Annotated in this window: 15 protein-coding genes; 11 read left to right on the top strand and 4 right to left on the bottom strand. The window is 53.2% G+C overall.

Annotated elements, in window-relative coordinates; all coding sequences use genetic code 11:
• Positions 1 to 124: 124 nt before the first annotated feature.
• From yajC to JCM17844_RS02660, 6 genes are all read left to right on the top strand, one after another.
• A complete protein-coding gene (gene yajC, locus JCM17844_RS02685) occupies positions 125 to 454 on the top strand; it encodes a preprotein translocase subunit YajC (RefSeq protein WP_149999520.1) in 330 nt (109 codons plus the stop codon).
• A gap of 96 nt (positions 455 to 550) precedes the next feature.
• Positions 551 to 2137, top strand: coding sequence for a protein translocase subunit SecD (gene secD, locus JCM17844_RS02680; RefSeq protein WP_149999519.1), 1587 nt, complete (start codon positions 551 to 553; stop codon positions 2135 to 2137).
• Between the two features lie 18 nt (positions 2138 to 2155).
• Positions 2156 to 3109, top strand: a complete 954-nt coding sequence (gene secF, locus JCM17844_RS02675) for a protein translocase subunit SecF (RefSeq protein ID WP_149999518.1) — start codon at positions 2156 to 2158, stop codon at positions 3107 to 3109.
• Between the two features lie 42 nt (positions 3110 to 3151).
• Positions 3152 to 3526 (top strand): Mth938-like domain-containing protein, encoded by a 375-nt coding sequence (locus JCM17844_RS02670; RefSeq protein WP_149999517.1) that lies wholly within the window; start codon positions 3152 to 3154, stop codon positions 3524 to 3526.
• Positions 3527 to 3627: 101 nt separating this feature from the next.
• Positions 3628 to 5091, top strand: a complete 1464-nt coding sequence (locus JCM17844_RS02665; protein WP_149999516.1) for an NAD-dependent succinate-semialdehyde dehydrogenase — start codon at positions 3628 to 3630, stop codon at positions 5089 to 5091.
• A gap of 190 nt (positions 5092 to 5281) precedes the next feature.
• Positions 5282 to 5698: a phasin family protein gene (locus JCM17844_RS02660; RefSeq protein ID WP_210431213.1), complete on the top strand. Its 417-nt coding sequence runs from the start codon at positions 5282 to 5284 to the stop codon at positions 5696 to 5698.
• 85 nt (positions 5699 to 5783) lie between these two features.
• Here the strand turns inward: JCM17844_RS02660 and JCM17844_RS02655 are convergent, their stop codons facing one another.
• Entirely contained in the window at positions 5784 to 6629 is an 846-nt protein-coding gene (locus JCM17844_RS02655; RefSeq protein WP_149999514.1) for an AAA family ATPase, read from the bottom strand.
• Positions 6630 to 6950: 321 nt separating this feature from the next.
• Here JCM17844_RS02655 and flbT point away from each other — a divergent pair, with 321 nt between their 5' ends.
• The 5 genes from flbT to JCM17844_RS16830 all read left to right on the top strand — a co-directional run bounded on the left by flbT (position 6951) and on the right by JCM17844_RS16830 (position 11531).
• The gene (gene flbT, locus JCM17844_RS02650) at positions 6951 to 7346 is read left to right on the top strand and encodes a flagellar biosynthesis repressor FlbT (RefSeq protein WP_149999513.1); all 396 of its coding nucleotides are present in this window, start codon (positions 6951 to 6953) and stop codon (positions 7344 to 7346) included.
• A complete protein-coding gene (flaF, locus tag JCM17844_RS02645) occupies positions 7336 to 7770 on the top strand; it encodes a flagellar biosynthesis regulator FlaF (RefSeq protein WP_149999512.1) in 435 nt (144 codons plus the stop codon). The genes flbT and flaF overlap by 11 nt, the downstream gene beginning before the upstream one ends.
• Before the next feature lie 360 nt (positions 7771 to 8130).
• Complete coding sequence (locus JCM17844_RS02640; RefSeq protein ID WP_149999511.1) at positions 8131 to 9408, top strand: flagellin family protein; 1278 nt, start codon at positions 8131 to 8133, stop codon at positions 9406 to 9408.
• Between the two features lie 95 nt (positions 9409 to 9503).
• Positions 9504 to 9902 carry a flagellar protein FlaG gene (locus JCM17844_RS02635; RefSeq protein ID WP_149999510.1) on the top strand — a complete coding sequence of 133 codons (399 nt, stop codon included), beginning with the start codon at positions 9504 to 9506 and terminating at the stop codon, positions 9900 to 9902.
• Positions 9903 to 10298: 396 nt separating this feature from the next.
• On the top strand, positions 10299 to 11531 hold the full coding sequence (locus JCM17844_RS16830; protein WP_149999509.1) for a flagellin: 1233 nt from the start codon (positions 10299 to 10301) through the stop codon (positions 11529 to 11531).
• A 62-nt stretch (positions 11532 to 11593) separates the two neighbouring features.
• Here the strand turns inward: JCM17844_RS16830 and JCM17844_RS02625 are convergent, their stop codons facing one another.
• Genes JCM17844_RS02625 through JCM17844_RS02615 form a run of 3 tightly spaced genes read right to left on the bottom strand, consistent with a single transcriptional unit; the run spans position 11594 to position 12691 of the window.
• On the bottom strand, positions 11594 to 12076 hold the full coding sequence (locus tag JCM17844_RS02625; RefSeq protein WP_149999507.1) for a YbjQ family protein: 483 nt from the start codon (positions 12074 to 12076) through the stop codon (positions 11594 to 11596).
• Positions 12077 to 12118: 42 nt separating this feature from the next.
• Positions 12119 to 12439 (bottom strand): YbjQ family protein, encoded by a 321-nt coding sequence (locus JCM17844_RS02620; protein WP_149999506.1) that lies wholly within the window; start codon positions 12437 to 12439, stop codon positions 12119 to 12121.
• 36 nt (positions 12440 to 12475) lie between these two features.
• Positions 12476 to 12691, bottom strand: a complete 216-nt coding sequence (locus tag JCM17844_RS02615; RefSeq protein WP_149999504.1) for a hypothetical protein — start codon at positions 12689 to 12691, stop codon at positions 12476 to 12478.
• Positions 12692 to 12839 lie beyond the last annotated feature (148 nt).

Below are 12839 nucleotides of genomic sequence, written 5' to 3'. Positions count from 1 at the left end.
GAGCAAGGATATGGTCGTATCTCGACCAACGATGTTGCAATCACCCCATGGGCCATTATATTCCGCCTCAATACGGTCATGATCCCTCAGGGTTTGGTTTAATCAAAAAAGAATTGAGAATTTTATGCTGATTTCTCCCGCATATGCACAAGCAGCCGGTGGCGGTGCCGCAGGTGGTGGCCTTTTGGAGATGCTCTTGCCGCTCGCCTTGATCATGCTGATCTTTTATTTTTTGCTGATCCGTCCCCAGCAAAAACGGATGAAAGAGCATCGGGCCCTGATCGAAGCCATCCGCCGGGGCGATACGGTGGTGACATCGGGGGGCTTGATTGGCAAGGTTACGAAAGTGGCCGATGATGAACTTCAGGTGGAACTGGCCGATGGCATGCGGGTGCGTGTGGTACGCGGCACCATTGCCGAAGTGCGCGGCAAAAGCGAACCTGCCGATAGCTGATCTGCAAAGCTTTGGGTGTGCCAACCGGGCGCACCCATTTTTTCTTTTCGTGCCCGCTGGCTGAACGGCCCGCTGTCTCAATGGAATTGATCTCCCATGCTTGACTTTCCTCCGTGGAAAATTGCCGTCGTCCTTCTTCTCAGTTTTGTGGGACTGGTGGCGGCCGTTCCGAATTTTCTGTCCGATGACCAGATAGAGTCTTTGCCGGGCTTCCTTCCCGATAATCGCATCACCTTGGGGCTGGATCTGCAAGGCGGGGCGCATATGCTTTTGGAAGTGGATGCAGACGCCATTGTGTCCGAGCGTTTGGCCAATCTGGAGGCGGAAATCCGCGAGGCATTGCGCGACAAACGCATCCTTGGCACCATCGAAACCCGCGGTGAACGCGTATATGTGCGGGTGCGCGATGAATCGCAGCGCAGTGCCGCTTTGGAAGCCGTGCGCGATCTGGCAACGCCTGTCACCGATGGTGTCGGGCTTGGTGGGGCCTTGTCTCGCAATATCGAAGTTGCAAGTCAGGGGGACGGCCAGATTGTGGTCGCCATGACCGAAGCGGCGATCCGGGCACGGATTTCCGGTGCTGTGGATCAATCGCTGGAAATCGTGCGGCGACGCATTGATGAAATGGGCACCCGCGAGCCGACCATCCAGCGTCAGGGCGCAGATCGTATTCTGGTGCAGGTGCCGGGGCTGCAAGATAGTCAACAATTGCGGTCCCTGCTGGAAACCACTGCCAAATTGACCTTTCATATGGTCAATGCGGCGGCGGATCCCAATCGTCCGCCGCCCGGCTTTATGGCGCTTCCTTCTGTGGATACGGGGGAAATGCTTGTGCTGGAGCGTCGGGCGCGGCTGACCGGTGAAAATCTTGTGGATGCGTCTGTCGGATTTGATGAATCCAGTCGTCCGGTGGTGAATTTCCGCTTTGATTCCACGGGCGGACGGCGCTTTGCCGATATTACCCGGGAAAATGTCAATCGTCGCTTTGCCATTGTTCTGGATGACGAGATCATCTCTGCCCCCAATATTCAGGAACCGATTCTGGGTGGTGCCGGGCGGATTTTTGGCAATTTCACCATGGAAGGCGCCAATAATCTGGCCATTTTGCTTCGGGCCGGGGCCTTGCCCGCACCCTTGACCATCATGGAAGAGCGTACAGTGGGCCCTGATCTTGGTCAGGATTCCATTGAAGCCGGCGAAATTGCCGGAATTCTGGGTCTGGCTGCGGTGGTTGTGTTCATGCTGTTGGTCTATGGCCTGTTTGGCGCTGTGGCCAATATCGCCCTTTTGGTGAATATCGGCCTGTTGATGGGGGCATTGTCCGTTCTCGGGGCCACGCTAACCCTTCCGGGGATCGCCGGGATCGTGCTCACCGTGGGCATGGCGGTGGATGCCAATGTGCTGGTGTTTGAACGCATCAAAGAAGAAGTGGCTGATGGGCGTGGTCCCTTGCGGGCTATCGAGGCAGGATATCAGCAGGCGCTGAGCACCATTCTTGATGCCAATATCACCACCTTCATCGCCGCTTTCTTGCTGTTCCAGTTCGGCTCTGGTCCGGTGCGCGGCTTTGCCGTGACATTGGGGATCGGCATTCTTACATCCATGTTCACCGCATTGATGCTCACACGACTTATCCTCGTTTTGTGGCTTCGCCGTCGGCGTCCGCAGCGTTTGCCCATTTGATCGGGGAAGGAATTTACTATGCTTTTGCGGCTTATACCGAAAGATACCCACATCCCTTTCATGAAAGTGCGCAATGTGGCCTATGCCATTTCGCTGGTGATGGTGGTGGCGTCTGTGGCCCTGTTCTTCATGCGGGGGCTTAATCTGGGCATTGATTTTGTTGGTGGCTCTACCATCGAGATTCAAACGCCGGAAGCGGCCGATGTCGGCAAGATCCGTACGATGCTGGAAGGGCTGGATCTGGGTGATGTCAGCGTGCAGGAATTTGGCGCCGATACGGAAGTTCTGATCCGCTTTGAAGAACAAGAAGGGGGCGAGGAAGCGCAAAAGGCGGCGCAAATCCGGGTGGAACAGAAGCTCCAGGCGGATATTCCCGGTGTGTCTATCCGCTCTACCAGCTTTATCGGGCCAAAGGTGTCTTCGGAACTGGCGCGGGATGGTTTCCTGGCCGTCAGCCTGTCCGTTGTGGCGGTGCTGATTTATATCTGGTTCCGCTTTGAATGGCAGTTCGGGCTGGGCGCTGTGGTGGCGCTGGTTCATGATGTGTTCTTGACGGTCGGGTTCTTCTCGATCACCCAGCTGGATTTCAATCTGTCGATCATCGCCGCCATTCTCACCATCGTTGGCTATTCTCTGAATGATACGGTGGTGGTGTATGATCGGGTGCGCGAAAATATGCGTAAATTCCGGAAGATGCCTTTGCCGGAGCTGATTGACCAATCGGTGAACGACACGCTGTCGCGTACGATCATGACATCGCTGACCACTTTGTTGGCCTTGGCGGCGTTGTTTTTCTTTGGCGGGACTGTGATTCGCGGGTTCACGGCGGCGATGATCTGGGGGATCGTGGTGGGGACCTATTCCTCGATCTTTATCGCTTCGCCGGTATTGTTGTTGCTGAATTTGCGCAGCACGACCTTTGATAAAACCGATGGCGATAATCCCAATGTGGAAAGCACCTCTTTGTCTTGAGGGCGTGATCTTTTCTCTTGGAAACACATCGGATGGTTGCCCATGGAAATCAGAGAAATAAGTGGCGCCGGGAAGCCTTTTATCGAAGCCTATGGCCCGGGTCGTTTTACCATTGGCGACCGGGTGATCAATGGCGCTTTATTGGTGCTTCCCGACCGTTGGATTCCTTTGGATGTGGCCAAGTTCGATCATCTTGATGAAGATATATTGACCGCGATCAAACCGCTGATGGATGGGCTTGATATCTTGTTGATCGGTACCGGGGCCAGCATGGCGCTGATTCCGGGCTATGTGCGGGAATGGGCGCTGGCGGCTCATATGTCTATGGACCCCATGGACAGCGGAGCCGCTGCGCGGACATTTAATGTGCTGTTATCGGAAGAACGGCGCGTGGCTGCTCTTTTATTTCCCGTTTGATCGCAGGTCAGGCGCGATATAGGCGTTATCTTTTTGAACCGATGGGTGCGTCCCTTCCTGTTTGGGACGTTGAAAGACCTTGAAAGATTTGGGAGTTGGGCATGTTAACGAATACTGTCGTCTTGAAAAACCGCGGGCTTTTGCGTCAGCAAGCGTTTGTTAATGGCCAATGGATCGATGCCTCCAATAAAGACACCTATGAGGTCTTGAACCCCGCCACCGGGGCGGTGATCGCAACGGTGCCCAGCCTGTCTGCGGATGAGGTGGAGTTGGCCATTCACGGAGCCGCTAAAGCGCAGAAAGACTGGGCGGCCAAAACGGCTCAGGAACGGTCCAGAATTCTGCGGCGCTGGTTCGAACTGATGCATGAAAATGCCGAAGACCTGGCGCTTTTGATGACCACAGAGCAGGGCAAGCCCTTAGCCGAAGCGCGTGGTGAGGTGGCTTATGCGGCCAGTTTCATTGAATGGTTTTCTGAAGAAGCGCGGCGGGTTTATGGCCGGATCATTCCACAGCCAAGCAATGACCGGCGCCTGATGGTTATGAAACAGCCAATCGGGGTTGTGGGGGCGATCACGCCGTGGAACTTCCCTGCAGCGATGTTGACCCGCAAGGCTGGTCCGGCTTTAGCCGCTGGCTGTGCGATGGTGGCAAAACCGGCAGAGGATACGCCGCTTACCGCCCTTGCCCTTGGGGTTCTGGCTGCCGAAGCCGGGGTGCCCGACGGCGTTTTGAATATCGTGACCGGCAAGCCCGAGGTGGTCGGTCCGGCCTTGATGGGCAGCTCCATTGTACGCAAAGTCAGCTTCACCGGTTCGACAGCGGTGGGGAAACTGCTGATGCGCCAAGCCGCCGACACGGTGAAAAAACTCAGCCTGGAATTGGGCGGAAATGCGCCCTTCATCGTGTTTGACGATGCGGATGTGGATGCCGCCGTGGATGGGGTTATGGCCTCGAAATACCGCAATACCGGTCAGACTTGCGTCTGCGCCAACCGTATTTTCGTGCAATCCGGCATTTATGACAGCTTCACTCAAAAATTGGCGGAAAAGGTTTCGACCATGAAAGTGGGCGCCGGCACCGAAGATGGCGTGGTGCAAGGCCCGTTGATCAACAAAGCCGCCCTTGAAAAGGTGAAGCGCCATGTGGCCGATGCAAAAGCCAAGGGCGGTCGGGTTCTTACCGGCGGTGATGTGCATGAGCGGGGAGGCTCTTTCTTTCAGCCGACCGTGATTGCCGATGCAACGCCGGACATGCAGGTTTTTGTGGAAGAAACCTTTGGCCCCGTTGCGCCGATTTTCCGTTTTGAAACGGAAGATGAAGCGGTGGCGCTGGCCAACGACACGCCTTTTGGTTTGGCGTCTTATTTTTTCAGCCGCGATCTTGCACGAATATTCCGCGCGGCAGAGGCGCTGGAAAGCGGCATTGTTGCGGTGAATAGCGGGGTATTCTCTACGGAAGTGGCTCCCTTTGGCGGCGTCAAGGAATCTGGCTTGGGCCGGGAAGGCGGACAGGAAGGGATTGAAGAATATCTTGAAACCAAATTCCTGTGTCTTGGCCTTTAAAAACGCTGGGGCCTTTTGGCCCAGCGTTCGCTTTAGGCTGGATTCGTGAGGGTTTTCAGTTTTTCTGGTTTTTTGTGTGATTATTTTGTGCGGCGCACAAAAAGTGCCTTGACAAATCTCTGGGTGATCGTCATATAGGCTGTGTTGTTGCAGTGCAGCAATTTAGATTTTTATGATTGGAGCAGAGAAAATGGCAACCACCAGCAAAACTGACACCGTCGAGAACGGCATTGCCGCTCTCTTCAAGACCCCGAATTTCGACATGAGCGCCGTTATGGATGCGCAACGCAAAAATGTTGAAGCCTTTATCGAAGCCAATCGCGTGGCTTTTGAAGGTTACAAAACGGTTTCTGAAAAGAATGCCGCTTTGGTGCGCACCATGTTTGAAGATGCCTCCGGCGTCGCCACTGATGTCCTGAACGGCAAAACCCCTGAAGCCAATGCCGGCAAACAAGCCGAATTTGCTCAGGACGTTGCCCGCAAGAGTTTGGAAAGCTTCCGCGAAGTGTCCGAACTGGCTTTGAATGTGAACCGCGATGCCTTTGGTGTGATCCAAAAGCGCTTCACACAAAGCATGGACGAATTGAAGGCTGTCAAAGCCAAATAAGACGGTCCCAAATCCTGTCTATATAAAAGAACCCGGTCCGCATCATGCAGGCCGGGTTTTTCTATTTATGTGTTGATAAAACGGCTTATCGCCCTTCGCGGCGGTTGAGAAAAGCAAGGCGTTCGAACAGGGCAATATCTTGTTCGTTTTTCAAAAGAGCGCCATGCAGCGGTGGGATTGCGGTTTTGTTATCTTTACTGCGCAAGGCCTGGGGCGGCATATCTTCGGCCATCAACAGTTTCAGCCAATCCAGCAATTCCGAAGTGGATGGTTTCTTTTTCAGCCCCGGCACATCACGCAATTCGTAAAAAACGGTCAGCGCTTCATGCACCAACCGTTTTTGAAGGTCGGGGAAATGCACATTGATGATGTCCAACATCGTCTCCCGATCCGGGAATTTGATATAATGAAAGAAGCAACGCCGCAAAAAAGCATCGGGCAATTCTTTTTCATTATTCGAGGTGATGATTACGATGGGGCGTTGCTCGGCGCGGATGGTTTCGCCGGTTTCATAAACAAAGAACTCCATCCGGTCCAATTCCAACAGCAGGTCATTGGGGAATTCGATATCCGCTTTGTCGATCTCGTCGATCAGCAGAATAGGCGGCACATCGGCAACAAATGCCTCCCATAATTTTCCGCGTTTGATGTAATTGCCGATATCATGCACCCGTTCATCACCGAGCTGGCTATCCCGAAGGCGGGACACGGCATCATATTCATAAAGACCCTGTTGCGCCTTTGTGGTGGATTTGACATGCCATTCGATCAAGGGGCGGTCGAAGGCGCGGGCTACTTCCTGGGCCAGCACCGTTTTCCCTGTTCCCGGTTCGCCTTTTATCAGCAAGGGGCGGCGCAAGGTGGCGGCTGCATTGACTGCAATGGTCAAATCATCGGTGGCCACATAGCGATCGGTTCCGGAAAATTTCATGGAGGATGCCTTCTTTTGTCTCGAATTCTTGGGGGCACGCTAATGGGCGCGCTTCTTTGTGGCAAGCCCTCGTGCTTTATTGATGTATCGGCTGGGCGGGCTGTCGATTGTGTTCTTGGCCAGCTTTTGGCATGGTGATTGCTTATATTCTGAATGGTATGTGCATATATTTGCAATTCGGTGATGGCCATGCTTGACGAATAAGAGGGAATTTGACCGGCCTTTGGAAAAAAAACCACGGACCCGGTGCAAACCTTAAGAGACGGGAAACAACTTACGCCTAGCTTGAGAATCGAGCGGGCCGGATCTGGAGAGACTCTTATGGCGCTCAAGCTGTCGCTAAAGCCGGGTGAAAAATTCGTGGTCAATGGAGCGGTGATTGCCAATGGTGATCGACGGTCCAGTTTGGTAATTCAAAACAAGGTGTCGATCCTGCGGGAAAAAGACATCATGCGTCAGGAAGATGTGAACACACCGGCTCGCCGGATCTATTTTCCGATCATGCTGTGCTATCTCGATCCCGACAGCCGATCGAAATATATTGAGGAATTCATGACCCGTATGACGGAGTTCATGTCGGTTGTCGAAGACCCGGAGGCAAAGGCCCGCTGTATCGAAATCAGTGCGGATGTGATGAACAGCAATTATTACCGGGCTTTGATGACCTGTAAAAAGCTGTTCGATTATGAGAAGAAAAGGCTTGAATATGTCCCTTGATGCCTATCATCAGCGTCAGGTGGCGGCAGAGTCGCCCAGACAAACCGAGTATCGCCTGTTTGGCCGGGTAACCGGTGCTTTGATCGATGCAAAAGAGCAAGCGCTTAAAGGGGCTGCCTTGATGAAGGCACTGGATTGGAATCGCAGGCTTTGGTCCACCTTGGCCGCCGATTGCTCGGTGGATGATAATGACTTGCCGCAAGCCACCCGGGCGCAGATTATTTCCCTGTCGATCTATGTGTCGAAAAGCACAAGCAAGGTGATGCGCGGCGAAGCATCGATCGACGATCTGATCGGTATCAACAAAATTATCATGGAAGGGCTGGCGTTGCAGGTGCGCAATGAACGCGAGGCCGCTGAACGCGCGGAAAATCAGCAAGCAGCGCCGCCGCCGTCTTTACCCCTTGGCGGGCTGGTGGGATAGGGCGAGAAAATCTGGCCATCCCAATCAATAGATTATCAGAATACAATCTTGTTATGCGCGCAATCATATGGGGTTTGCGCGCATTTTTATATTTTAGTTGTGTTTCTCGAAAGCTGTGCGGCAAATTTTGCCGGATTTTGGAGAGTGAAACAGGAAAATATTGCCCACTAGGCAAAATATGCCGTGCCCTTAAAAGCAATGAGAATGGCGCACTATTTTATAATTTGTGTTTAATATCATGTAGTTAAATTGATTTTCTCGTAAAAATCAAAACTTGGCATCTGTGTTGCATAGGCTGGTGCGAGGCAAAACGCCTCGAGAGCAAAATGCTCGGTAAAACCCCAGAATGGAGATGCCAAAATGGCTTTTTCTGTGAATACGAACCAAGGTGCCTTCCTGGCCCTTCAATCCCTTTCCAACACCAACAGCCAGCTTGCTACCACGCAGAACCGGATTTCTACCGGTCTTGAAGTGGCCAGTGTGCGTGATGATTCCGCTACCTTCCTGATTGCGCAAAATCAGCGTTCCGATTTGGCCGGCATCAATGCTGCCCGGTCGAGCCTGGATCGTGCGCAAAGCACGTTGGATGTGGCGACCGATGCTGCTGAAGCCATTGATGACCTTCTGATTGAAGCGCGTGAAATTGCAGTTCAGGTGCAAGATAGTGGTCTTGACAGTGCCTCTGTTTCATCTTTGAACAACGACTTTGGCGCGATCGTTTCCCAGATCGATTCCATCGTTGGTCAGGCTGAATTTAACGGCACCAATCTGATCAATGGTAGTGGCCAAAATCTTGATGCTATCACTGGCGTTGATCGGGCTGGAACTATTAGCCGGATTTCCGTGGGTGGTCAGGATCTAACCACTGCAGGGGCCACAGCAACTGCGGCCAGCGTGACTGTGGATGGTGATGTCACCATCAATTCAGGCGGTGGCGCAACGGACATCGTTGATGAAACCAGTGCCGGTACGGCGGTTGCCAGCTTCGATGCCAATGTCCGCAATAACACCGACTTCTTGCAAGCTATTGTGGATAACGGGCTTGATACCGATGGTGTGATCGCGGTCGACGCCAATGGCAATGCCACAGGTCTCGACTTTGCCAATTCCGGGGCAACCTTCAACGATGGTGGCGCGGGTGTCAATGATACGATTGCCTTTAACTTCGGTACGACCACCTTCACCCTGACGACCAACGATACGACTGTAGCTCCGAGTGGTGGTCTTGCTGATGCCGATACTGCCGGCAATATCACCAATGTTGCCGTGACCGGTACGGCGCAGGTGGTTGCGGATGTAACCAATGGTGTCACGCTGACGGATGTCACCTTGAACTCCATTGATTTCAACACCGCTGATAGCCGGAATGCCGCGGTGCAGGTTGTGGATAATTTCCGCAGTCAGCTTTCCACGGTTCTGAGTACGCTGGGATCTTCCTCGCAGCAGATTTCGTTGCAATCTGAATTTGCATCCAATCTGTCTGACTCGATCGAGGTTGGGATTGGGAACTTGGTGGATGCGGATCTGTCGCGCGAAGCGGCAAGCCTGCAGGCCCTTCAGGTGCAGCAGCAGCTTGGTCTTCAGGCCGCTGGTATCGCCAATCAGGCTCCGGGCTCGATCCTCGCCCTGTTCCGTTAAAAATATCCTTGAAGGGCGGCTCTCAGAAAGAGCGCTGCCCTTCTTCCTCTTTCCGCATCGGCTTGCCCAGCCAAGCCCATGAAGGCGGGAATTGAATGATGATTAGGTTTGAAACACAGAATATACTGCCACAATCTGCCGATGGAACACCGCGTGTGATCCAGCGGGCTGATGTTGTTCCAACGGACAACACTGGCTTGGCTGGCGATCGCCAGACTGTCGGGCTGGCGCAATCCGGGGCCGTTTTTTCCGGCCCGCTTGATGATAGAAGCCTTGATGCGCAGGTGGAAGCGGCCATTTCCCAATTGATTGGGGAAGATATTGGATCTGCCCGATTGCGTATCGAGCAAGATGAAGAGTCCGGGCGTGTGGTTTTTCAATCGGTGGACCGCGATAGCGGCGAAGTGATCAACCAGTTTCCGCCGGAAACCATTTTGAAATTGATCGCATCTATCCGTGAAACGGAAGGGATTATGCTGGATACCAGCGTTTGACCGGTTTCGCGCGGATCGCTTTTTAAAAATATTTTCCAGATTGGGCCGAACCTTGCCGTTCGGTCCTTTTTTATGACGCAGGCTATATCAATGCACCGCAGCGGAAAAGGTCCGGCGAAAAGAATCCGGGAAGATAGGTGATTGGTCCATATAACCCGGCAAGTCTGCCATAAGGGGATATGGAAACTTCTGCCGCTTTGGGGGACAGTTGTTACCCTGTTGGGAGGCCATTTTTTCTTTTTGAAGAGCGTTTTTTCTGAAATTTTTAAAAATATATTATTAATATCAATGCTTTAATTGGAAAAATAAAAACTGGCACGGTTCTCGCATTGTGCTGTTCGATTGCAGGAACATTTGGCGGCATTCGTCGCCTTCACAAAGCGAGGGAGGGGCAGCATGGCCTTTTCAGTAAATACGAATGCTGGCGCATTAGAAGCCTTGCGTCAGCTGGTTGGTACAAATCAAAGTCTGGATGTCACCCAAAGCCGGATCAATACCGGCCTGAAGGTGCAGTCCGCTGCCGATGATCCGGCGAATTTTTCCATCGCACAGAATTTGCGTGGCCAGGTGAAAGGGTTCGATGCCGTTCGTTCGAGCCTTGATCGGGCAACCAGCACGGTGGATGTGGCCATTGCCGCAGCGGAAACCATTTCGGATCTGCTGATCGATATGCGGGAAACCACGATTGCCGCGGCAGATTCAGGCATTGACAGTGCCTCTCGGCGCGCCCTGAGTGATGAATTCAGCCGATTGCTGGAACAGATCAATTCGGTGGTTAGTCAAGCCAATTTCAATGGCACAAATATCGTCGATCCGTCACTTACCCGCATCACGGCGCTTACTGGCACGGAAGTCACCGTTAATGATCTGAATGCCGACAGCGTTGTCGATCCGGGCGAGGCCAGCCTGTCCAATGTGATCGCCATCAATGGTCGCGATCTGACCACCTCCGGTCTTGGTATCCAGGTGAACAGCTTCGAGATCGATCCGGCTGTGGGTTATGATATCGATGTGGATAGCCTTGATGTTATTGCGGAAAATCTTGGCGACCGGGATTTCGTGAATGCTCTTGTGGCGTCGGGAAATCCGGCCGGGATTGTGGATGTCACTACAAATCCCGCCTCTTTCGATTTTTCTGGTGCCACCTTCAATTCGGGGGCTGCGGGGCCCAGCACTGGCGATGAAACCCTCAGTTTTTCTTTGGGTGGGCAAACCTTTACCGTTACAGGTAATTTTGCCGATCAAGCCGCAGCCACGGCGGCGCTGGAAGCCGACTTTTCTTTGGCCACACCGGCGGCACCTTTTACAGTAACGTCCACACCGGCGGATAATTTCAGCTCGAACATTCGTGCCGAACAGGCCTTGGTGGATGTGGATAATGCGCTGGATACGGTAAACAGTGTTTTGGCAGAATTCGGGGCGGCGGCTCGTCAGCTTGAATTGTCTTCCAACTTCACCACAAGATTGTCTGATGAACTGCAAGTTGGCATCGGCAATCTTGTGGATGCGGACTTGGCGCGGGAATCTGCCAGTCTTCAGGCTTTGCAGGTGAAGCAGCAGCTTGGTCTTCAGGCGCTCAGTATCGCCAATAGCAACCCGCAGTCCATCCTTGCTCTATTCGGGAACTGATCCCGCAAAGCTCTATGTTTTCCTCGCTTTTGGGAAAGGGTCGGCAAAATGCCGGCCCTTTTTTATTGGATCTTTTGAAGGGCGGTTCCATAGGCCACCACTTCAACCCCCAAAGAGCGGCCACTGCTGGTGCCTAGATTATGGCTTGTGAAGCGTAAATTGACCAAAAGGTCTGCATGGCGGGCGGTAATTTCTTCTTCCAGTCTCAAAATCGCTTCGCGGCGGGCGCGGTTGACCATCCGTTCCAGAATGGGAACATTGCCGCCGATCATGCGCCGCCACAAAATGGCAAATACGCGGGTTTTTGAATGGGAAATGACCACATTGGCGCTAACGATCACCGGATTGCCATATCCTTCGGGCGGGTGCTTCAAGGTGGTGAGACGGGGGCGCGGTGTCATGGCCTCACGGGCAGCCAAAGACTGTGCGTGGCGGTAAGACATCACCCGTGCAATGATCCAAAAGATAAAGGCGGGCAAAAGTGTCAGAAAAAGCCAGTTCTGGAGGATGGACCACAGATTGATCTTGTCCAATGTCCAGGGCATGAAGTTGTCTGGATAAACTCCCACCAACCGGATTGGAAAAACTTACCGTCCATCAAGACGAACGGCCGTGCCATAGGCAAGAATTTCCGCGGCCCCTCCCGTGACAGACGCGGTTGCCAAACGCACATTCAAAACGGCATCCGCTCCCAGCTTTTCTGCTTCCTTTGCCATTCGGTTGATGGCTTCTTCACGGGCTTCTTGCATCAATTCCGTATAACCGCGCAGTTCACCGCCCACAATATTTTTGAGGCCCGCCATGATATCGCGCCCCAGATGTTTGGCCCGCACGGTGGAGCCTTGTACAACGCCCAAAATTTCGCGCACCTCTTGGCCGGGAACTGTATCTGTGGTGATGATGATCATAGTGCTGTGCTGCCTTTGAAAATCTCGACAATAGGATTAGCGGGACTGTTTCCAGTGGGAAAACAGGGCATAGCCAAGACCAATGCTGGCACCGATCAAAGCGCCGGGCACCGGGGCGTAAAAGATAAAGCCGCCAATGGAGGCTCCAATCATCAACCCGGCAAATAACAAAACCCCGATCAGTGTAAAATCGCCACCTTGAGGGCTGTTATCATGCATTTTTGATGGCTCATCAGGGTCGGGGGAGGCCATGTGTCACAGTCCTTTAGAATAGGTGGATAGGGGAAAATCGGTGCTTATATGATTTACTCTTCCTGTTTGTCTGGCACAAGAGGCCTTGCGCAGGGCAGGGAGGGGCGCCTATTTGATGGTTCAAGCGCGGTGGCCCATTTGCGCATCA

It is taken from the genome of Iodidimonas gelatinilytica, assembly GCF_008579125.1.
Taxonomy (GTDB): Bacteria; Pseudomonadota; Alphaproteobacteria; order Sphingomonadales; family Rhodothalassiaceae; genus Iodidimonas; species Iodidimonas muriae.
The sequence above is the reverse complement of the archived record's forward strand: the minus strand, read 5'-3'. Positions and strand labels throughout refer to the sequence as shown.